Below are 21,053 nucleotides of genomic sequence, written 5' to 3' on the forward strand. Positions count from 1 at the left end.
TGAATGGGGTATCCCCTGCTCCTCAAGAGCTTGGGGAAGGGCCGAGGAGGGCCGGGTGACGACCTATGACGATCGAGCGAGCCTCACAGATCTGACCACCACAGCGGAGCGTGTCCGCAGGTCGGTGGAGAGTGTGATCGAGGGCAAGCCGGAGGTCGTACGGCTTTCGCTGACCGTGCTCCTCGCCGAGGGGCATCTGCTCATCGAGGATGTGCCGGGCGTGGGCAAAACCATGCTCGCCAAGACGCTCGCCAGATCCATCGACTGCTCGGTCCGGCGTATTCAGTTCACGCCCGATCTGCTGCCTTCCGACATCACCGGCGTGAGCATCTACGACCAGCAGCGGCGCGACTTCGAGTTCAAGCCGGGCGCGATCTTCGCCCAGATCGTGATCGGCGACGAGATCAACCGCGCCTCGCCCAAGACCCAGTCCGCGCTCCTGGAGTCCATGGAGGAGCGCCAGGTCACCATCGACGGCCAGACCTACGAACTGCCCAGCCCCTTCATGGTGGTCGCCACGCAGAACCCGGTGGAGATGGAGGGCACGTACCCGTTGCCCGAGGCGCAGCGCGACCGCTTCATGGCGCGGGTGTCCATCGGCTATCCGAGCCCGGAGGCCGAGCTCCAGATGCTGGACGTGCACGGCGGGATCTCACCGCTGGACGATCTGCAGCCGGTGGCCCACGTGCACGAGATCCTGAAGCTGATCGACGCGGTCCGTGCGGTGCATGTGGCCGACTCGGTAAGGCGCTACGCGGTCGAGCTGGTCGGTACCACCCGCAACCACCCCGATCTGAGACTCGGCGCTTCACCACGCGCGACGCTGCATCTGCTGCGCGCCGCGAAGGCTTCGGCCGCCCTCAGCGGGCGTGACTACGCGCTGCCCGACGACGTACAGGCACTGGCGGTGGCGGTGCTCTCGCACCGGCTGCTGCCGACCGCGCAGGCCCAGCTGAACCGGCGCACCGCGGAGCAGGTCGTCCTGGAGATCCTCCAGCGCACCGCTGTGCCCACCGCGGCGAAGCCCGACGGCGGCCGAGTCGTGGGGCGTGCGACGCCGCCGACCGGCGGCCCGCTGTACGGCAACCAGCCGCCCGGCGTTCGGCGGCTGTGATGACCACGGCCGGGGAGCCCGCGCCGGTCGACGACGGCAGGGACCCGGACGGCAGGGGCGGGCTGCGCGCGGCCCTGTCCGGGCTCACCACACGCGGCCGCTCGTTCCTGGCGGCCGGCGTCGCCGCCGCGGTCTGCGCGTACGCCCTGGGCCAGAGCGATCTGCTGCGCGTCGGGCTGCTCCTCGCCGTGCTGCCGCTGGTGTGCGTGGCCGTGCTCTACCGCACGCGCTACCGGGTCGCGGGGAGCAGGCGCCTCTCGCCGTCGCGCGTCCCGACGGGCGAGGAGTCACGCGTACATCTACGGATGGACAACGTCTCGCGGCTGCCCACCGGTCTGTTGATGCTCCAGGACCGGGTGCCGTACGTGCTCGGGCCGCGGCCCCGGTTCGTGCTGGACCGGGTGGAGGCGGGCGGGCAGCGCGAGGTGTCCTACCGGGTCCGCTCCGACCTGCGCGGACGCTATCCGCTGGGCCCGCTGCAGCTGCGGCTGACCGACCCCTTCGGCATGTGCGAACTGACCCGTTCCTTCAGCGCGTACGACACCCTGACCGTCATCCCGCAGGTCGAGCCGCTGCCCGCGGTGCGGCTCGCGGGCGAGGCATCGGGGTACGGCGACGGGCGCAACCGTTCGCTGGCGCTGGCCGGCGAGGACGACGTGATCCCGCGCGGCTACCGGCACGGCGACGACCTGCGGCGGGTGCACTGGCGTTCCACCGCGCGCTACGGCGAGTTGATGGTGCGCCGCGAGGAGCAGCCGCAGCGGGCCAGGTGCACGGTGCTGCTCGACACCCGGCGGGCCGCCTACCAGGGGGCGGGCCCCGACTCGGCCTTCGAATGGGCGGTGTCGGGGACGGCGTCGGCCTTGGTGCACATGCTCGAACGCGGCTTTTCGGTGCGGCTGCTGACCGACACAGGCAATTCGGTACCCGGCGAGGGCGCCGGCGGTTTCGCCGGTGCCACCCAGGAGACGGCCGACTCCGCCGGGCTGATGATGGACACGCTCGCCGTCGTCGGGCACTCGGACGAGGCCGGTCTGTCCCGGTCCTACGACATGCTGCGCGGCGGGAACGAAGGACTGCTGGTCGCCTTCTTCGGTGACCTGGACGAGGAGCAGGCCGGGGTGGCGGCGCGGATGCGCCAGCGCGGCGGCGCCGCCGTCGCGTTTGTCCTGGACAGAGCGACCTGGGTGCGGGGCCAGGGCAGTGCGGATGCCGGGCAGCCCGACGGACGGGTTCCGGCGCAGGTCCCCGTGGAGATCACGGCGCGGGCCGAGGACCGGGTCAGACCGCTGCGCGAGGCGGGGTGGACGGTGGTGACCGTGCCACCCGGCGCTGCGCTCGCGGATCTGTGGCGACTGGCGGAGCGACAGCGCGCGGGGTCGGGGGCGTCCCCATCGGGCGGCGCGGGCGGCACAACTGGGGGTTGGTCATGAGCGGTCGCGGAAGACTGACACTCTGCGCCTCGGCGGCCACGCTCATGGCCGCGGGAGCGTTGCTGCCACTGATCGAGAGTGCTTCCTGGTACCTCCAGGTCGTCCTGCTCGTTTCGGTCCAGGCGGGAGTGGGCGCGATCGCCCGGCGGGTGCCGCTCGCCCGGGTGCTGACGGTGGTGGTGCAGGCCCTGGTGACGCTGGTGCTGCTCACCATGATGTTCACGATGGACGAGGCGCTCGGCGGTGTGCTGCCGGGACCCGACGCGTTGAGGGAATTCAACGGGCTGCTGACGACGGGCGCGGATGAGGTCGGGCGGTACGCCATCCCCGCGCCCGCAACCGACGGCATCAAGCTGATGCTGGTCGCCGGTGTCGTGCTGATCGCTCTCGCGGTCGACGCGCTCGCCGTGACCTTCCGCAGCGCGGCGCCGGCCGGGCTGCCGCTGCTCGCGCTCTACTCGGTCGCCGCCGGGCTCTCGCCGGGCGGCGCGGGCTGGGGGTGGTTCCTGCTGGCGGCCTGCGGCTATCTGCTCCTCCTGCTGTCGGAGGGCCGGGACCGGCTCTCCCAGTGGGGGCGGGTATTCGGCGGCGCGCCGCGTGCGGCAGGCCGGACGGCTGCCGGGCCCGCCCCCACGGGCGGTTCCGCGCATGCCCCGGTCCGTACGGGCAGGCGCATCGGTGTGGCCGCACTGGGCATCGCGCTGGTGGTCCCCGCCATGCTGCCCGCGCTGGACGGCGGGCTGTTGAACACCGCGGGCTCCGGGGGCGGCGCGGGCACCGGCGGCGGCACCATCTCGGCAGTGAATCCGCTGGTCTCGCTGCAGAACAGCCTGAATGAGCCCGAGGACCGCGAAGTGCTGCGGTACCGCACGAACGCGGACCGTACGCAGGACCTGTATCTGCGGATCGTCGCGCTCGACCAGTTCGACGGCGCCGCGTGGAAGTCCTCGGAACGCCGGATCAACGACGTGCCGGAGCGGCTGCCCAGCCCGCCGGGGCTCAGCCCCGATGTCAGGGCAACCGAGATCAACTCCAATGTCTCGGCCGCCGGCTGGTACTCCCAGACCTATCTGCCCCTCCCCTATCCGGCGACGAAGGTGGATGTCGACGGTCGCTGGCGCTACGAGCCGACGGGCCGCACTCTCGTGGGCGACCGGGGCCAGACCACACGCGGTGCCCGGTACTCGGTGAGCAGCCTGATAGTGCAGCCGACCTCCGAACAGCTGTCGGCAGCAGCTCCGGCGCCGTCGGGGCTGCTCCGCGAGTACACCAAGGTCCCCGACTCCCTGCCGGACGTGGTCAGGTCGACCGCTCTCGATGTGACGCAGGGCGCGGCGAACGACTACGAGCGGGCCGTCAGGCTCCAGGACTGGTTCGCGGCGGACGGCGGGTTCACCTACGACACGCAAGTGCGGTCGGGCAGCGGAACGGCCGCGATCTCACGTTTCCTCAGGGACAAGGAAGGCTTCTGCGTCCACTTCGCGTTCTCGATGGCCGCGATGGCCAGGGCCATGGGAATTCCGGCGCGAGTGGCCGTGGGCTTCACGCCCGGCACCTCGCAGCCGGACGGCAGCATGTCGGTCGGCCTGCGCGATGCGCACGCCTGGCCGGAGTTGTACTTCGAGGGCGTGGGGTGGACTCGGTTCGAGCCGACGCCGTCCCGCGGCTCGGTGCCGGACTACGCCCGCGCGGACACCCCGTCGGGCCGCGCGTCCGATGCCGCGCGGCCTCGGCCCAGCACCTCGGTCGCACCCTCGGCGGCGCCCAGCGTCTCCGAGAGCTGCCCCGCGGACCTCAGGAAGCAGGGCGAGTGCGGCGCGACCGCCGCGCAGGGTGGGGCCGGCCCCACCGACACGGGGCCCCCGGTCGAGACCGTGATCGGCATTGGGCTGGCCGTCCTGCTCGCGGCGCTGCTGCCTCTGCTGCCGCTGCTGTGGCGGACGCGGGTCCGTGCGCGACGACTGGGTTCCGGCGGGCGCACCCCTGCGGACGCGGATGCCCGGACGCTGGCCGCCTGGCGTGAGATCACCGATTCGGCGTGGGACTACGGCATTGCGCCGGACGAGTCACAGACACCGCGCAAGGCCGCCGCTCGCATCGTGCGGCTCGGCGGCCTCGAAGGCACACCCGCCGAAGCGGTCCACCGGGTGGCGGGCGCGGTGGAGCAGGTGCTCTACGCGCCGCGACCGCAGGCGCTGAGTGGCCTCGCCGAGGACGCGCAGCGCGTACGGGCGGGTCTGCGGGCCGTCGTGGGGCGGGTCGCGCGCCTACGGGCAGTGCTCGCACCGCGCTCGGCCGTCCGGGTGGTCTGGGAGCTGTCGGAGCAGTGGAACGCCCTGGTGAACCGCTGGGGCACGCGCCGCTGGAACCTGGAGCGCTGGCCGCTCGCCCTGCGGCGCCGCCCGTTTCGCCAGCGGGGCTGAGGGGCCCGGTTCCCGGGGCCGGGCCGGTGTCGGCCGGGTCCGAGCCGGTGCTGACACTGCGAGACCCCGTTCATGAAGTTGGGCGGACCCAGCAGGGGCAGGGGCAGGGCTGCTCGGTAGGGCCGCGCCGATGTCGGGGTGGCCCACAAGACAGGGGCGGGCCGGGCGTCAGAGGGCATGCGTGAGGGGTGACCGTCCTAAGGCGGTCACCCCTCACTGGTACTTCAAGTATGGGATGGTGCTGTGCGGCGGCCGGTTGTCACTGACCCTGTTGTTCGTCGCGACGGCGCTGCCATCGCTGCTCGATTCGGCCCATCATCGACCGGCGCTGCCGAGTCTGGCGGCCGGCCGACGGATCAGAAGCGGGCTGTTCCCCCGGCTTCGGGGCCTTGCGCCAGCCAGTGACCGCGAGTACCGCGCAGCCGAGCATCACAAGGAAGCCCACCACGCTGACCCAGATCTGCTGTGCGACCATTCCGGCCATGAGGAGCGCGATACCCACCAGGAAGCCAGCGACTGCCTGGTAGACCCGTCGTCGGGTATACGTACGCAGCCCGCTTCCCTCAAGCGCTGTCGCGAACTTGGGATCTTCGGCGTACAGCGCTCGCTCCATCTGCTCGAGCATTCGCTGCTCGTGCTCCGAGAGCGGCACGGAGTCCTCCTACTCGTCGGTCGCGGGGGGCGACCGTTTGCGGCCCTTTCAGAATAGGCAGGGAATCGCCCCCGTGAAACCCGCCCTCTACGCCAAATAACCAATCCGGGCCGCCATGCCGCTCGGCTGCCTGAGGCGTGCATTCCCCATTGGCCGACCCGTCATGCCGGATGGTGTCCCTCGATCATACGGGGCGAGAGGCCTGATCGGAGGGCCTGTGGCGTACTCCATGCGCTACTGCGTGGCTGATCAGCCCCCGTCGGCGTCCACTTCAGCCCACGTCGGGCTGCCGCTTCTCGCCCAGAACGTGGAGCTGGGTGGCGACGGAGTGGAATGCGGGCAGCTCCGCGACCGCGGCTTCGAGCTTGAGCAGGGCCTCCTGGGCGCCGGGCTCGGTGTCCACCAGAACCCCTGGTACGAGGTCCGCGAAGACCCGCACACCGTGCACGGAGCCGACCTCGACACCGGCCGCCCGGGCCAGTTCGGTGAGCTGGTCGGCGGTGAAACGGCGGCCTGCCGGGTCACCCTCGCCCCATCGGCCGGCCGGGTCGGTGAGCGCCTTCCTGGCCTCCGTGAAGTGCCCGGCGAGCGCCCTCGCGAGGACGGCGCCTCCGAGTCCGGCGGCGAGCAGGCTGAGCGTCCCGCAGGGGCGGAGCGCGTCGACCGCGTTGCGCAGGCCTTCGGTGGGATCGTCCAGGTATTCGAGGACGCCGTGGCACAGGACGGCGTCGTAGCCCCCGCGCTCGACCACGTCGAACAGGCCGTGGACGTCACCCTGCACACCGCGCACCCGCTCTGCCACGCCCGCCTCGGCGGCCCGGCGCTCCAGCGCGAAGAGCGCGTTGGGGCTGGGGTCGACGACGGTGACGCGGTGGCCGAGGCGAGCGACGGGCACCGCGAAGTTGCCCGTGCCGCCGCCGGTGTCGAGGACGTCAAGGGCGTCCCTCCCGGTCGCCTTGACCCTGCGGTCGAGGCCGTCCTTGAGGACCTCCCAGACCACAGCGGTACGGAGAGAGGCGCGGGGGCGCATCGGGTCCGACACGGCAGTTGACTCCTCGGCGCGGCGCCGCCGCGGGCGGCGGGGCGGTGAACAGTGCGGGGGCTAAAAGGCCCTGCCCACCCTATTGCCTTCCCGAACCGGTCCGGCTCACCCCGCGTCCGGGTGCTCCGCCCGCTCCGTACGGGGCTGCGGCAACACCGGGTCGAGGACAAGCATCCGCTCAACCAGGCGCAGGAACATGGCAGCGTCACGCAGGAGGTCGTCGGCGTCCCTGGCGCCCGCTGCTCCCTGTATGCCCGCCTCGGCGCGTGCCCGGCGGCCGGCGCCGGAGGCGAACAGCACGCTCCACTCGAACAGTTCCGGCGCCATCTCCGGGAGGACCTCCCAGGCACTGCGGATCCGCTGCCGCCTGCGCGGCCCGATCTCCGGACGGCCGCGGGCGGCGAGGACCGCGGCCGCGGTGCGCAGGGCCGCGAGATGGGCCATGGCGTACCGCTCGTTGGACGTTTCGAGGCCGGCTGCTTCTTCGAGGCCACTGCGGGCCTGGGCGAGCAGGTCGAGGGCGGCGGGCGGCGCAGTGGCCCTGCGCAACACGGGGTGGACGTCACTCGCCGGGCCATTGGGTGAGGGTGCAGGGCCGGTGACGCGGCGCCGGTTTGCGGCAGCTGCGGACGTGCGAGCCATGACGAACCTCCTGTCGTCGTGTGACGGCACTGTGGCCGTATGTGTCCATCGTGAGGGGCACCACTGACAATCGGCCCTGACCTGGCCTTTTGCCTCGATCGCAGGTTCGAGATACTTTTGCACTGACTGGTCAGTCTAAAAATGGGGAGGGCTCATGGACAGCCCAGCGCACGGGGCAGCTGTGTCCGCCGACGACTTCGGGCTGAAGGGCCCACGCGGCTGGGCCTTTCGCGGCGTACGCGTCGAGGCGGAGCCCGGCGCACTCGTAGCCGTCGAGGGCCCGTCCGGCTCCGGCCGCACCTGTCTCCTGCTCGCCCTCACCGGCCGCATGCGCTCCACCGAGGGCCGCGCCGAGGTGGGCGGCCATCACCTGCCCGAGGAACTGGCCGCCGTACGCCGAATCAGCGCGCTCGGCCCGGTCACCGGTGTCAACGAACTCGATCCCGCCTTCACCGTGGCGGAGCATCTGCGTGAACGTGCCCTGCTGCGGCGCCGCTACGACGGTTCGCTGCGCGCGCTGCTGCGCCCGCGCGCCGTACGCGCCGCGGAGGCGCAGGCCGGAATCGACGCGGCGCTCGACGCCGCGGGTCTGGATCTGGCGACGCTCCCCAAGGGACCCCGCACCTCCGTGCGGGACCTGGAGCGGCTGGAGGCGCTGCGTCTGTCCGTCGGTCTTGCGCTGATGAGCCGCCCCCGGCTGCTCGCCGTGGACGACGTGGACATGAAGCTCTCCGACGCGGAACGCGCGCTGGCCTGGGAGCTGCTGCGCTCGATCACCCGGGAGGGAACGACCGTCCTGGCGGTGTGCAGTGAGGCGCCCGACGACGCACTGCGGGTCACCACCGCGGACGACACAGACAACAGCACCGGCGCCGACGCCGACGTCGCTGCCAAGAGCACCACCGACAACGAAGAAAAGAGGGCGGACGATGCGCTCGCCGAAGCTGGCCGCGCTTGAGCTGAAGCGGTTCGGCAGGGGGAAGCTGCCGCGCGCCGCGCTCGTCGCTCTCCTGCTGCTTCCGCTGCTGTACGGCGCGCTGTACCTGTGGTCCTTCTGGGACCCGTACGGCAAGCTCGACCGGATACCCGTCGCGCTCGTCAACGACGACAGGGGCGCCACCGCCGCCGGCAAGAAGATCGCCGCGGGTGACGAGATCACCGGAAAGCTGCGCGACAGCAAGGTCTTCGAGTGGCACGAGGTGAGCGCCGACGAGGCCGACAAGGGCGTGGAGGACGGCGCGTACTACCTGTCGCTGACCATGCCGTCCGACTTCAGCAAGCGCATCGCGTCCAGCTCCGGTGACGTTCCCGAGACCAGCGCCCTTCAGGTCCGTACGAACGACGCCAACAACTACATCGTCGGGCAGATCTCCCGGACGGTCTTCTCCGAAGTGCGGACCGCCGCTTCGAAGAACGCATCCCGTTCGTTCCTCGACAAGATCTTCATCTCCTTCTCCGGCATCCATGACGAGACGGAGAAGGCCGCCAAGGGTGCCTCCGAACTCGACGGCGGAGTCGGGAAGGCGAAGAAGGGCTCGGGCGAGCTCAAGAGCGGGCTCAACAAGGCCAAGGACAGCACCAAGGCCCTCGCGGACGGCCAGAAGAACGCCAAGAGGGGCAGCGGTGATCTGGCCCGCGGGGTGACGAAGCTGCACAAGGGCTCCGGCGAGCTGAAGACCGGCACGCGGCAAGTGGCGGCCGGCACGCAGACGCTCGCCGACAAGGTCAACGGGATCTCGGGCGCGGTCCGCCCGTATCTGCAGGACAACGGGAAGACGGTCGGCGACACGGCGCGGCTCGTGGCCGACAGCACACAGGTGGTACGCGACCGGCTCGGCACGCTCGTGGAAAAGGCGCCCGTCGCGGCGGAGGCTTCCCGCGCGGCGGCCACCGCACTGCACACCGTCCACACCGCGCGTTGTGTTGACCAGCCCCTCCCGGACCCGGCATGCCCCCAGTTGAAGAAGGCCGACAAGGCCGCGGCGGACGCCGCCGTGATCTCCGGGGACGTCAACGCGCTCGTCAAGGACCAGGGCACGGACCTCAAGCAGTTGGACAAGGACTTGGCGAAGCTGCAGAAGCAGGCGCGCGAACTGTCCGTGCGCGCCCCCCACCTGGACGAGGACCTGAACAGCGCCGTCGCCAAGGTCAACGCGCTCAACACCGGTGCCAAGAAGGTCGCGAAGGGCGCGGCCAAGCTCGACACCGGCCTGGCCACGGCGCGAAACGGCGCCGTCGACCTCGACCGCGGCATCGGCAAGCTCGACACCGGCGCCAGCAGGCTGGACACCGGCGTCGGCAAGCTGAAGTCCGGTGCGGGCAAGCTGGACGGCGGCCTGATCAAGCTCTCCGACGGTTCCGGCGAACTGGCCAACGGGCTGCACAAGGGCGTCGGCAAGATCCCCGACTACGGCAAGAACGACCGCGACGACCGCACCGAAGTGATGGCCGACCCGGTTCAGCTCGCCTCCCAGTCGATGCACCGTGCCCCCAACTACGGCACAGGATTCGCCCCGTATTTCATCCCGCTGTCCCTGTGGGTCGGCGCGATGGTGGCGTACATGCTGATCCAGCCGCTGAACCGCCGCGCCCTCGCGGCCGGTGCGTCGGCCTGGCGGATCGCCTTCGCCGGCTGGCTCCCGGTGGCGGCGCTCGGGGTGCTGCAGAGCGCGGCACTGCTGTCCGTACTGCACTGGGCGCTCGGGCTGCAGATGGAACGGGCCGCGGGGACGGCCGGCTTCCTGGTACTGGTGACGGGCTGCTTCGCGGCGATCGTGCAGTGGCTCAACGCCCGCTTCGGCGCGGCGGGCCGAATCCTCGTCCTGGCGGTGCTGATGCTCCAGCTCACCTCTGCGGGCGGCACATACCCCGTACAGACCAGCCCTGACTTCTTCAACGCCATCCACCCCTTCCTGCCGATGAGTTACGTCGTGGAGGGGCTGCGCAGGCTGATCACGGGCGGTGGCCTGGAACCCGTCTGGACGGGCAGCGTGGTGCTGCTCGCCTTCACCGCCGGGGCGCTGGCATTGACCGCCGTCTCCGCGCGACGCAAGCAGGTCTGGACGCTGGACCGTCTTCACCCGGACCTCAGCCTGTGAGAATCGTGTCCATGGAAAGCAGCAGAACGCGCCGCGAAGGCACCCGGCAGAAGCTCTACGAGGCGGCTGTCACCCTCATCGCGGAGCAGGGTTTCTCCTCGACGACGGTGGACGAGATCGCCGAGCGCGCCGGGGTCGCCAAGGGCACGGTCTACTACAACTTCAAGAGCAAGAGCGAGCTCTTCGAAGAGCTGCTGCGGCACGGCGTCGGCCTGCTCACCGCGTCCTTGAAGGCCGCGGCCGACGAGACGGAGGAGCGCGAGGGCACGAAGGTGGAGGCCCTCGACGCGATGATCAAGGCGGGGCTGGTCTTCATCGACCGCTACCCGGCCTTCACCCAGCTGTACGTCGCCGAGCTGTGGCGCACCAACAGGGCCTGGCAGTCGACGCTCCTGGTGGTACGGCAGGAGGCGGTCGCCGTCGTCGAGACGGTGCTGCGGGAGGCGATCGAGAACGGCGAGCTGAGCGAGGAGATCGACATTCCGCTGACGGCGGCGGCGCTGGTCGGGATGGTGCTGGTCGCGGCGCTGGACTGGCAGGCGTTCCAGCGGGAGCGGACGATCGACGATGTGCATGCGGCTCTGTCGCGGCTGCTGCACGGGCGCGTGAGCGGCCGCTAGCGCCGGAGCGCGACCCTCCGACCGATCCGACCGAGGAGCGCGCGGGCACAGAAAACGCCGGTCCGGTGAAGCTCGATCCCCCCGAGCTTCACCGGACCGGCGTTTTTCCTTGTTCCCCCGTGCTCCCCCGGCGGTCCCCCGACCCCCGTGGTCCTCCCCCGTTCCTTCCGGGGAGCCGCGCCGCTCCGCCGCCCCGTGTCGGCGGTATCGGCGCTGCGCCCCTTCCGTGGTCCCCACTCTTCCGTCTGCGCAGGTGGGAGCCCATCCGCGTAACTACTCATCTCGCCCACTAGGTACGGATACTCACCCTTGCGTGCTCAACCTCAGTCCGGCGCGGCCGGGACTGGTTACGATCACGTCCGTGTCCGTACTCCCCCTTGTCTTCACCAGCGGCTGGGCCAGCGGCATCAACGCCTACGCGGTGATCCTGCTCTTCGGCATCTTCGGCGCGACCGGGCTCACCGACGAGGTGCCCGAGTCGCTCCAACGCCCCGACGTCCTGATCGTCGCCGGGGTGCTCTTCCTGTGCGAGGCGGTCGCCGACAAGATCCCGTACGTCGACTCGGTCTGGGACTCGGCGCACACGGTCGTCCGGCCGGTCTCGGGCGCCGTCGTCGGCGCGCTGCTGGCCGGGCAGAGCGGTTCCCTGCCCGAGCTTGCGGCCGGTGCGGTGGGCGGCTCGACAGCGCTCCTGAGCCACCTGGTCAAGGCCGGCACCCGGATGGCGGTCAACACCTCGCCCGAGCCGTTCAGCAACATCGCCGTCAGCACGGCGGAGGACCTGGGCGTCGCGGGGATCATCAGCTTCGCGCTCTTCTATCCGATTGCCGCCGCGATCATCGCCGGGACGCTGCTCCTCCTCGGCCTGGTGATACTGATTTTCCTCGCGGCGAAGATCCGGCGGTTCCGGCGGCGCAGAGCACAGCGGCGCGAGGAGAGAAGGCTCGGACTGGGCACGCCCCGGTCTCCTGGCTGAGCTGTCGGCCGGGTTGTCAGTGGTGGCCGATAAAGTCTTCGGCATGGCACGGATTGCGGTGATCGGCGCCGGCATGGGCGCGATGGCGACCGCTGCCCGGCTGGCCGTCGCGGGCCACCGGGTGGCGGTGTACGAGCGCGCGGCGACGTACGGCGGCGCGGTGGGCCGCTTCGAGCGGGACGGCTTCGCCTTCGACACGGGGCCCGGCCTGCTGCAGCTGCCCGCGGTCTACCGGGATCTGTTCGCCAAGACGGGCAAGGAGTCCCTGGAGCAGTGCGTCGGGCTCATGCCGGTGGACCCGGCCGCCCGGCACCTCTTCGCGGACGGTACGGACGTCTCCCTGCCCAACGCCTCGCGCGCGGGCGTCGTCGCCGCGCTGGACACGGCGCTCGGCGCGGGGGCGGGCGAGCGCTGGGGCGAGTTCCTGACCCGCGCCCGCGACGCCTGGGACCGGACCAGACGGCCACTCCTGGAGGAACCGCTGCGCCCGGACCGGGGGGCCCCGGCCCGTGACCCGTATCCGTCGGTGCCGCACCGCCGGGTGCTGCGGCGCAGCCGGGCGGCGGGCACGCTCGCGGAGGTCGGTGAGTGGGAGCTGTCGGACCCGCGCCTGGCGGCCCTGCTGGAGAGTTACGCCCTGTCCTACGGCCTCGATCCGCGCGACGCCCCCGCGTCCGCCGCCGTGCTGCCGTACATGGAGCAGACCTTCGGCAGCTGGTATGTGACCGGCGGGATGCGGGAGTTGGCGAGGGCTCTGTACGAGCGGTGCCTGGCGCGCAGGGTCGAGTTCACCTTCGGCGCCGAGGTGAGCGGCCTGCTGGAGAAGGACGGCCGGGTAGCGGGCGTGGAGCTGGTCGACGGCACCGCGGTCGACGCCGACTCGGTGGTCGCGGCCGTCCATCCGTCCCGGCTGAGCGCGTTGCTGCGCGGGCCGGACCAGGAGCTGTTCGCCCCGGACGAGGTCCGGCGTGAGGGCCCGCGCGGCGCGGCAGCGGGCCGGGTCACGGTCTGCCTGGCCCTCTCCGGGCCGCGGGATCCCGGCGCCGCCCACCGCACCGTGGTGCACTCGGCGGGCCGCGAGGGCGAGCTTCGCGGACTCTTCGACCGCGGCCACGAGGGCTCCGCGGCCCGGCGGCCCACCGTATGGGTCTCGCGCCCCGACGATCCGGCGCTGCGGCCGGACGCCGACCACGAGGCCGTCGTGCTCACCGCCGCCGCCCCGCCCGTGGATCGGTACGACTGGTCGGCGCCGGGCGCCGCGGACACCTGGGCGGACGGGATGACCGCCGTTGCCGGGGCCGCGATGGAGGGCCTGGCAGGTCGTGTGCTGTGGCGCGAGGTCCGTACGCCGGCGGACACCGCCGACGCCACGGGCGCCTCGGCGGGCGCTATACCGGCACCGGCCCTGGCGGGCGCGGGGGGCGCGTATCTGGCGCCCGCCAACACGACCCGGCTGCCCGGTCTTTACTTCGCCGGAGGCTGGGCGCATCCCGGCGGCGGACTGGCGCACGCCGGGATGTCGGGGGCCCTCGTCGCGGGCCTCATCGTCGAGGGCGACGCCTTCCGCGGCTCGCAGTGAGCCGGAAGTGGGCTCGCGGCGCAGTGGAGTCGCAGCGAATCGGCAGGCCGGTGATCCCGTGATCCGCTGATCCTGCCCCGGATCCGGAGGAGTGGAGACCGGGCGGCCCGTTCCGTCAGTAGCGGTACTGCTCGTTGTAGCCGGTGGAGTCGTATCCGTTCTGGTACGGCTCCTGGGGCGGCTGCTCCCCACTGAAGGGCTGCTCGCCGTCGCGCTGCTGCGGGACCCAGACCCCGCCGGGCGGCGTCTCGTCGTAGCCCTGCTGGCCGCCGTAACCGTTGTCGTACTGGCCGCCGTACTGCTGGGTGCCGATGTACGGATCGGAGTAGGCGGCGAACTGCTGCTCACCGGCCGGATAGTCGTACTGCCCCGCGTAGATGTCGTGCTGCTGGGGGTCGCGCTGCTGGTATCCGGAGTAGGCGGTGTCGTACCCGGGGAACGCGTCGTCCCGGGCCTGCGTCGCCTCGTACGCCGCTTCGTTGTAGACGGCGTACTGCCCGGTCTCGTCCGGCAGGGGCTCCGGCGCGTACACCGGCTCCGCCTGCGGGACCGGCTCGTACGCGAGGTCGGAGACCTCCAGGGAGGGCTCTTGGTCGGCGACCCGCCCGCTGCCGCGCTTGCGGCGCCGGCTCTCGCCGGGCTTTCCGCCGATCGCCCAGCCCGTCGAGAAACCGCGGCGGAAGGACAGCGTCACGTGAATCTGCCCGATCGCGAAGGCGACGGCTCCCGCCGCGATCACGAAGACGGAGGGCAACAGGACTCCGATCACCACGCCGAGGAAGCCGGTGAAGGCGAGCAGCCGCCAGCGCAGCCGCGCCTTGTACTGCAGCAGCACCTCACCGAGCAGCCACAGCGCAACGCCTCCGAACGCGATGTAGAGGACCGTCCAGCCCATGTACGCCCCTCCTCGTACGACCGCCGCTCCTGGGAGACGGCAGGCACTGCTGTCAGGACTGCTCGTGCAGTCCGAGATTCTCGTAGATCTCAAGCGTCGCGGTGGAGTTGTTCAGCGTGATGAAGTGCAGCCCGGGAACGCCCTCGGACAGCAACGTCGCGCAGAACTCCGTCGCGAACTCGATGCCAATGGAGCGTACAGCCGCCGGATCGTCCTTGACCGCGAGGATCCGCTCTTTCAGAGCGTCCGGGAACGACGCGTTGCTGAGCTGACTGAACCTTTCGATCTGTTTGACGCTGGTCACCGGCATGATCTCCGGGATGATCGGCGTCTCGCAGCCCGCCTGCGACACGCGGTCGCGCATCCGCAGATAGTCCTGTGGGTCGAAGAACATCTGCGTGATCGCGTAGTCGGCGCCGGCCCGGCACTTGTCGACGAAACGGCTGATGTCAGCCTCCCAGTCGGCCGATCGCGGGTGCATCTCCGGGAAGGCCGCGACGCCCACGCAGAAGTCGCCCGACTCCTTGATCAGCCGCACCAGCTCCGCCGCATACGTCACCCCCTTCGGGTGACGTACCCACTCGCCCATCGGGTCGTTGGGCGGGTCGCCGCGCACGGCGAGGATGTTGCGGATGCCCGCGTCGGCGTACTGCCCGACCATGTTGCGCAGCTCGGCGATCGAGTGGTCGACGGCGGTGAGGTGCGCGACCGGCGTGAGGGTGGAGTCGGCGGCGATCTGCTGGGTGGCCTTGACGGTGCCCGCGCGGGTGGAGCCGCCGGCGCCGTAGGTCACGGAGACGAAGCTGGGGGCGACTGCCTCGACCCGGCGCAGCGCGTTCCAGAGGTTGCGCTCGCCCTTCTCCGTCTTGGGCGCCCAGAACTCGAACGAATACGAGGTTTTCCCGGTCGCGAGCATGTCGCGAACGGTTCGCGCGCGATCAGTCCTGGTGGAAGAAGTGCCAAAGGCCATACTGGCAGGTTAGCCAGGGGGGCGCGAACCCCCAACCAGAGCGACGATTATGAGCGTTTTGCCGCTTTACTGTCCACCCTTCGGACACCGACCCGGCGCGTCCCCCGCCCAGTTCCCCGGGCCGCCCCGCGCTACGCGTCGAATCGCTCGCCGACCCGCTTGGCGAGTGCGGCTGCCGCGGCTGCCGGGTCGTCGGCCTCGGTGATAGCCCGAACCACCACGACCCTGCGGGCACCCGCGTCCAGCACCTCGTCGAGGTTGCCCGCGCCGATCCCGCCGATCGCGAACCAGGGCCGGTCCTGGCGCAGCGTCGCCGTGTACCGGACGAGCCCCAGCCCCGGGGCGTACCGTCCGGGTTTGGTGGGGGTGGGCCAGCAGGGGCCGGTGCAGAAATAGTCCACGCCCGGCTCGGCTACGGCCGCGTCCACCTCGGACTCGGCGTGCGTCGAGCGGCCGACGAGCGCGTCGGGGCCGAGGATCGCACGCGCGGCCGGGACCGGCAGATCGCCCTGCCCCAGGTGCAGCACGTCGGCGCCGATGGCGTGGGCGACATCGGCCCGGTCGTTCACCGCGAGGAGCTTGCCGTGCCTGCGGCAGGCTTCGGCGAAGACCTGGAGGTGCTCCAGCTCCTCGGCCGCCTCCATGCCCTTGTCCCGCAGCTGCACGATGTCCACACCGGAGGCCAGAACGGCGTCCAGGAACTCCGGAAGGTCGCCCTGGCGCTTGCGGGCGTCCGTACAGAGATACAGCCGGGCGTCGGAGAGCCGGCCCCCGGCCGCGGAAATAGGGCTGGGACTGGGCATGGCGCTGGGCATGGCGGATATCCCCCGTTGGTCGGCGGTGCACGGGCCGCGGGAGCCCGTGCACCATATGTGATCAGCTCGTTCTGTCGTCAGGCGTCGGGCCAATGGCGTCGGGCCTCAGGCGTCGAGGCCCCGGACGTCGGGCCGTCAGACGGCCAGCGCCTGGGCTCGGCGCTTCACCTCCGTGCCGCGATTCTCACTCAGCGCCTGCGCGGGCGTGCCCGGCAGGGACGGGTCGGGAGTGAAGAGCCATTCGAGCATCTCCTGGTCGGAGTAGCCGTCGTCCCTCAGGAGCGTCAAGGTCCCGGCAAGACCCTTGACCACCTTGTCGCCGTCGATGAAGGCGGCAGGCACCTGAAGCGCCCTGTTCTCTCCACGGCGCACGGCGATCAGCTGGCCGTCCCTGACCAACTGCCGGACGCGCGTCACCTCGACGTCGAATTTTTCGGCGATGTCGGGGAGGTGGAGCCAGGCGGGGATGAGAGCGTCGATCTTTGCGTCAATCTGGGTCACAGGACAAGCGTGCCATCTTGGACTGACAGCCGGTAGTCGAGTCGGCCCGGCGCGGCCCCACGTCGGCTCAGAGCGTGGCCGACTTGAGCGGAATGGACGGGTCTGCGGCCCGCTGCGGGTCCAGCGGCGCGCCTGAGCCAATCAGCTTGCGGCCCTGGGCGAGATCCCTCGGCCGGGCCACGGTCAGCAGCGCGACCAGCGCCCCCTCCCGCAGCCAGCACACCGACCAGGCCGCTCCCGACGGGTCGCCGCGCCACACGGTCGTATCGGCGCACGCGTGGTGCCCGGCGTACTGCACGAAGCGGCCGAACTGCTCGGACCAGAAGTACGGAATCGGGTCGTAGCTCTGCGGCGTTTCGCCGACGATGTTCGCCGCGACCGCCCGAGGCCCCTGGAGGGCGTTGTCCCAGTGGTGGACGAGCAGCCGTTCGCCGTAGCGCCGGGACGGGAAGGATGCGCAGTCCCCGACGGCGTACACATCGGGCAGGGAGGTGCCCAGCCGGTCGTCCGCGACGACGGCGCCGTCCGGCCCCCGCTCGATGCCGGATTCCGCGAGCCAGGCCGTCGCGGGCCTGGCCCCGATGCCGACGACCACCGCGCCCGCCGCGATCCGCGTCCCGTCGGCGAGCACGACCTGCCCCGGCTCGATCCGCGCGACGCGCGCCCCCGTCAGCAGCCGCGCGCCGCTCTCCGCGTACCAGTCGGCCATCGGGACGGCGACCTCGGCGGGCATGGTGCCCGCGAGCGGCCGGTCCGCGGCCTCGACGACGGTCACCGCACAGCCCGCCTTCCGCGCGGCCGTCGCGAACTCCGCGCCGATCCAGCCCGCCCCGACCACCACGACGTCGTGCTGCTCGTCGAGTACGGGCCGCAGCCGCGCAACGTCGTCGAGGGTGCGCAGCAGATGGACGCCGGGGACGCCCTCGCTGCCGGGCAGCATGATCGGCTCCGCCCCGGTGGCGATGATCAGGGCGTCGTAGGGGACGGGCCCCGATGGGGTGTCGATCTCGTGCGCCGAGGAGCGCACGCCACTCACTTCGAGCCCCAGCCTGAGCTCGATGCCGAGTGCGTCGAAGTCGATGTCGAAGGCCGAGCCCTCGGCCTTTCCAAGCAGGACCGCCTTGGACAGCGGCGGCCTGTCGTACGGCTGGTGCGGCTCGGCGCCGATCAGCGTGACGCGGCCGGTCCAGCCCTGCTCGCGCAGCGCCACGGCGCTCTGCACGCCGGCCATTCCGGCCCCGACGACAACCACGTGCCGCTCCGCGCGCTTCTGCTCGTCTGCCTGCCTCTGCTCGCTCACACGATCACTGTAGGGCGACGTGTACAGGGGCCCTCAGAGCCAGGTGGGGAGACTTCTGACACAACGTCACTGACGCGGTGTCACCGACCGCGTCGACGCGCCGCGTCACCGGCCACGTCGCTGAACCGCGTCACGGAACCCGCTGCTCCACGACGCTCGTCCCGCTGCCGGGCCGGGACTCCCACTCCCAGGTCTCCTCCAGCCGCACGCGCCCGTCCGCGAGGTCGACGACAGTGGACCGGCAGTGCCCGGACGCGGTGTCGCCGTCCTCCTTCAGCTGCACGTACCTGAAGTCCAGCAGGTCGCCCTCGCGCGTGCCCACGAGGTGGCCGCGCACCACGTCGCCGCCCGCGTATTCGGCCCAGATCCGGCCGTTCTCCTCGTGGTACGTGAAGCGGGTCCACGTCCCGACCTGGCCGGGGGCCTGGTCGGCGACCGGCGAGAGGACGAGTCCGTCGAGCGAGCGGGCCACGGGGGTTGCTTCCTTACGACCTCGGGGGCAATGGCGCGTGGGCTCCCGACGCCCTGCGACTGCGCGTTGGGGCCTGGCGTTAGGGTGGCCACCGTAAGGCACTCGCGGGAGCCCGGGCGGACCGGGCTGAGAGGGAGGCTGGGCGGCCTCCGACCGTACGAACCTGATCCGGGTCATGCCGGCGAAGGGAGGGGCTGGACACCCATGCACGTATCCCACACAAGATCCACCGGGACCACCGCCACCGGGACGACAGGACCCACAGGATCCGATGTCCTGGTCATCGGAGGCGGGATCATCGGCCTGGCCACGGCCTGGCGGGCGGTGCAGCGCGGCCTGCGGACCGCGGTCGCCGATCCGCAGCCTGGCGGCGGGGCCGCGCAGGTCGCGGCGGGCATGCTCGCCGCCGTCACCGAACTCCACTACGGCGAGCAGACCCTGCTCGGCCTCAACCTGGCCTCCGCCGAGCGCTATCCGGCCTTCGTAGCCGAGCTCGAAGCGGAGAGCGGGCAGGACACCGGTTACCGCGCGTGCGGCACGCTGTCCGTCGCGCTGGACGCCGACGACCGCGCCCACCTGCGTGAACTCCATGCCCTGCAACGCCGGTCCGGGCTGGACTCGCAGTGGCTCACGGGGCGCGAATGCCGGCGCCTGGAGCCGATGCTCGCGCCGGGCGTGCGCGGCGGCCTGCGGGTCGACGGCGACCACCAGGTCGACCCGAGACGGCTGGCCGTCGCGCTGGTGACGGCGTGCGAGCGGGCCGGGGTGGTCTTCCACCGCGACTGGGTGGACCGGCTCTCGGTCGCAAGGGACCGGGCCACCGGTGCCGTCCTCGCCGACGGCACGGAGCTCGCCGCCGACCAGGTGGTCCTCGCGGCGGGCAGCCTCAGCGGCCGACTCGCGGGTGTGCCCGAGGACGTACTGCCGCCGGTCAGGCCGGTGAAGGGGCAGTTGCTGCGGCTGACCGTGCCGCGGGCGTACGCGCCGTTCCTGAGCCGGACGGTACGGGCCTTCGTGCGCGGCAGCCATGTCTATCTGGTGCCTCGCGAGAACGGCGAGCTGGTCGTCGGCGCGACCAGCGAGGAGCTCGGCTGGGACACGACGGTCACGGCGGGCGGGGTCTACGAGCTGCTGCGCGACGCGCACGAGCTGGTGCCCGGCATCACCGAGCTGCCCCTGACGGAGACCCGCGCCGGGCTGCGCCCGTGCTCCCCCGACAACGCCCCCCTGCTGGGGCCGAGCGCGCTGCCCGGATTGCACCTCGCCACCGGGCACTACCGCAACGGGGTCCTCCTGACGCCCGTCACCGGCGATGTGATGGCGACCGTCCTGGCCACCGGGGAGCTCCCGGAAGAGGCCAGGCCGTTCACCCCGCGCCGGTTCTCCCCCGTGCCGCACGAGCCCGCGCCGCGGAAGTCCGTATCGCAGGAGCAGCCCGCATGAGCGTCCCCACCGGCCCGAGCGGGCCGAACAGCACAGGCCCGACCGTCTCGGTCAACGGCGAGCCCCGCGAGATCAGCGAGGGCATCACCCTCGACGCTCTCGTCGCGACCCTCACCCGGGCGCATTCGGGCGTCGCGGCCGCACTCAACGAAACCGTCGTGCCGCGCGGCCAGTGGGCCGCCACCACACTCGGCGACGGCGACCGCGTCGAAGTCCTCACCGCAGTCCAGGGAGGCTGAATCATGGCCGATGACCTCCTCACCATCGCGGACACCACCTTCTCCTCCCGGCTGATCATGGGCACCGGCGGCGCGCCCAGCCTCGACCTGCTCGAACGCTCCCTGGTCGCCTCCGGAACCGAGCTGACGACCGTCGCGATGCGGCGTCTGGACCCGACCGTGCAGGGGTCCGTCCTGTCCGTGCTCGACAAGCTCTCCATCCGGGTCCTGCCGAACACCGCCGGGTGCTTCACCGCGGGCGAGGCCGTGCTCACCGCCCGGCTGGCGCGCGAGGCACTCGGCACGGACTGGATCAAGCTGGAGGTCGTCGCCGACGAGCGGACGCTGCTGCCCGATCCGATCGAGCTGCTGGACGCGGCGGAGACGCTCGTCGACGACGGCTTCACCGTGCTGCCCTACACCAACGACGACCCGGTGCTCGCCCGCAAACTGGAGGATGTCGGCTGCGCGGCGATCATGCCGCTCGGCTCCCCCATCGGTTCGGGTCTGGGCATCCGCAACCCGCACAATTTCCAGCTGATCACGGAGCACGCGCGCGTGCCGGTCGTACTCGACGCGGGCGCGGGCACCGCTTCGGACGTGGCGCTGGCGATGGAGCTGGGGTGCGCGGCGGTGATGCTGGCCTCGGCGGTGACCCGGGCCCAGGAGCCGGTGCTGATGGCGGAAGCGATGCGGCACGGGGTCGAGGCGGGCCGTCTCGCGTACCGGGCTGGCCGGATCCCGCGTCGGCACTTCGCCGAGGCGTCGTCCCCGGCGGGCGGCCTGGCGGCCCTGGACCCGGAGCGCCCGGCGTTCTGATCCGGGCCCCGAAGCCCGTACAGACGTGCGTGGAACGCGTG

Annotated in this window: 20 protein-coding genes and 1 riboswitch; of the genes, 11 read left to right on the forward strand and 9 right to left on the reverse strand. The window is 71.6% G+C overall.

What is annotated here, in order from left to right; genetic code table 11:
* Positions 1-55: 55 nt before the first annotated feature.
* Genes QMK30_RS06585 through QMK30_RS06595 form a run of 3 tightly spaced genes read left to right on the forward strand, consistent with a single transcriptional unit; the run spans position 56 to position 4,970 of the window.
* Entirely contained in the window at positions 56-1,114 is a 1,059-nt protein-coding gene (locus QMK30_RS06585) for an AAA family ATPase (RefSeq protein WP_283516212.1), read from the forward strand.
* On the forward strand, positions 1,114-2,547 hold the full coding sequence (locus tag QMK30_RS06590; protein ID WP_283516213.1) for a DUF58 domain-containing protein: 1,434 nt from the start codon (positions 1,114-1,116) through the stop codon (positions 2,545-2,547). Before QMK30_RS06585 ends, QMK30_RS06590 begins: the two co-directional genes overlap by 1 nt.
* Positions 2,544-4,970: a transglutaminase TgpA family protein gene (locus QMK30_RS06595; RefSeq protein ID WP_283516214.1), complete on the forward strand. Its 2,427-nt coding sequence runs from the start codon at positions 2,544-2,546 to the stop codon at positions 4,968-4,970. The genes QMK30_RS06590 and QMK30_RS06595 overlap by 4 nt, the downstream gene beginning before the upstream one ends.
* 259 nt (positions 4,971-5,229) lie before the next feature.
* Here QMK30_RS06595 and QMK30_RS06600 read toward each other — a convergent pair whose 3' ends face one another.
* The 3 genes from QMK30_RS06600 to QMK30_RS06610 all read right to left on the reverse strand — a co-directional run bounded on the left by QMK30_RS06600 (position 5,230) and on the right by QMK30_RS06610 (position 7,306).
* On the reverse strand, positions 5,230-5,622 hold the full coding sequence (locus QMK30_RS06600; protein ID WP_283516215.1) for an SCO2097 family morphological protein: 393 nt from the start codon (positions 5,620-5,622) through the stop codon (positions 5,230-5,232).
* 271 nt (positions 5,623-5,893) lie between these two features.
* On the reverse strand, positions 5,894-6,664 hold the full coding sequence (locus QMK30_RS06605; protein WP_283516216.1) for a methyltransferase: 771 nt from the start codon (positions 6,662-6,664) through the stop codon (positions 5,894-5,896).
* A gap of 105 nt (positions 6,665-6,769) precedes the next feature.
* Positions 6,770-7,306 carry an SAV_6107 family HEPN domain-containing protein gene (locus QMK30_RS06610; RefSeq protein WP_283516217.1) on the reverse strand — a complete coding sequence of 179 codons (537 nt, stop codon included), beginning with the start codon at positions 7,304-7,306 and terminating at the stop codon, positions 6,770-6,772.
* A 154-nt stretch (positions 7,307-7,460) separates the two neighbouring features.
* Between QMK30_RS06610 and QMK30_RS06615 the strand changes: the two genes are divergently transcribed.
* The 5 genes from QMK30_RS06615 (at position 7,461) to QMK30_RS06635 (ending at position 13,579) form a co-directional block, all read left to right on the forward strand.
* Positions 7,461-8,264 (forward strand): ATP-binding cassette domain-containing protein, encoded by an 804-nt coding sequence (locus QMK30_RS06615; protein WP_283516218.1) that lies wholly within the window; start codon positions 7,461-7,463, stop codon positions 8,262-8,264.
* Entirely contained in the window at positions 8,236-10,404 is a 2,169-nt protein-coding gene (locus QMK30_RS06620; protein ID WP_283516219.1) for a YhgE/Pip family protein, read from the forward strand. The genes QMK30_RS06615 and QMK30_RS06620 overlap by 29 nt, the downstream gene beginning before the upstream one ends.
* Before the next feature lie 11 nt (positions 10,405-10,415).
* Positions 10,416-11,024 carry a TetR/AcrR family transcriptional regulator gene (locus QMK30_RS06625; protein ID WP_283516220.1) on the forward strand — a complete coding sequence of 203 codons (609 nt, stop codon included), beginning with the start codon at positions 10,416-10,418 and terminating at the stop codon, positions 11,022-11,024.
* Positions 11,025-11,385: 361 nt separating this feature from the next.
* Entirely contained in the window at positions 11,386-12,000 is a 615-nt protein-coding gene (locus QMK30_RS06630; RefSeq protein WP_283516221.1) for a DUF4126 domain-containing protein, read from the forward strand.
* 43 nt (positions 12,001-12,043) lie between these two features.
* Positions 12,044-13,579 carry a phytoene desaturase family protein gene (locus tag QMK30_RS06635; protein ID WP_283516222.1) on the forward strand — a complete coding sequence of 512 codons (1,536 nt, stop codon included), beginning with the start codon at positions 12,044-12,046 and terminating at the stop codon, positions 13,577-13,579.
* 115 nt (positions 13,580-13,694) lie between these two features.
* On the opposite strand, the gene QMK30_RS06640 is transcribed toward QMK30_RS06635, so the two are convergent.
* The 6 genes from QMK30_RS06640 to QMK30_RS06665 all read right to left on the reverse strand — a co-directional run bounded on the left by QMK30_RS06640 (position 13,695) and on the right by QMK30_RS06665 (position 18,532).
* Positions 13,695-14,474: a hypothetical protein gene (locus QMK30_RS06640; RefSeq protein WP_283516223.1), complete on the reverse strand. Its 780-nt coding sequence runs from the start codon at positions 14,472-14,474 to the stop codon at positions 13,695-13,697.
* A gap of 52 nt (positions 14,475-14,526) precedes the next feature.
* Positions 14,527-15,444 (reverse strand): methylenetetrahydrofolate reductase [NAD(P)H], encoded by a 918-nt coding sequence (gene metF, locus QMK30_RS06645; protein WP_283516224.1) that lies wholly within the window; start codon positions 15,442-15,444, stop codon positions 14,527-14,529.
* Between the two features lie 131 nt (positions 15,445-15,575).
* Positions 15,576-16,247, reverse strand: a complete 672-nt coding sequence (gene thiE, locus QMK30_RS06650; RefSeq protein ID WP_283516225.1) for a thiamine phosphate synthase — start codon at positions 16,245-16,247, stop codon at positions 15,576-15,578.
* A gap of 147 nt (positions 16,248-16,394) precedes the next feature.
* Positions 16,395-16,760: an Rv2175c family DNA-binding protein gene (locus tag QMK30_RS06655; protein ID WP_283516226.1), complete on the reverse strand. Its 366-nt coding sequence runs from the start codon at positions 16,758-16,760 to the stop codon at positions 16,395-16,397.
* Positions 16,761-16,827: 67 nt separating this feature from the next.
* Positions 16,828-17,991 carry an NAD(P)/FAD-dependent oxidoreductase gene (locus tag QMK30_RS06660; RefSeq protein WP_283516350.1) on the reverse strand — a complete coding sequence of 388 codons (1,164 nt, stop codon included), beginning with the start codon at positions 17,989-17,991 and terminating at the stop codon, positions 16,828-16,830.
* 199 nt (positions 17,992-18,190) lie between these two features.
* Positions 18,191-18,532 (reverse strand): avidin-fold protein, encoded by a 342-nt coding sequence (locus QMK30_RS06665; protein WP_283516227.1) that lies wholly within the window; start codon positions 18,530-18,532, stop codon positions 18,191-18,193.
* A 94-nt stretch (positions 18,533-18,626) separates the two neighbouring features.
* Positions 18,627-18,739, forward strand: a riboswitch (TPP riboswitch).
* Between QMK30_RS06665 and thiO the strand changes: the two genes are divergently transcribed.
* The 3 genes from thiO (at position 18,737) to QMK30_RS06680 (ending at position 21,012) form a co-directional block, all read left to right on the forward strand.
* Positions 18,737-19,975, forward strand: coding sequence for a glycine oxidase ThiO (thiO, locus tag QMK30_RS06670; protein WP_283516228.1), 1,239 nt, complete (start codon positions 18,737-18,739; stop codon positions 19,973-19,975). Its footprint overlaps the riboswitch before it by 3 nt.
* On the forward strand, positions 19,972-20,214 hold the full coding sequence (gene thiS / locus QMK30_RS06675; RefSeq protein WP_283516229.1) for a sulfur carrier protein ThiS: 243 nt from the start codon (positions 19,972-19,974) through the stop codon (positions 20,212-20,214). The genes thiO and thiS overlap by 4 nt, the downstream gene beginning before the upstream one ends.
* Before the next feature lie 3 nt (positions 20,215-20,217).
* Positions 20,218-21,012 (forward strand): thiazole synthase, encoded by a 795-nt coding sequence (locus QMK30_RS06680; RefSeq protein ID WP_283516230.1) that lies wholly within the window; start codon positions 20,218-20,220, stop codon positions 21,010-21,012.
* The last annotated feature ends 41 nt before the right edge of the window (positions 21,013-21,053 follow it).

Source organism: Streptomyces sp. H27-C3 (assembly GCF_030063415.1).
GTDB lineage: Bacteria > Actinomycetota > Actinomycetes > Streptomycetales > Streptomycetaceae > Streptomyces.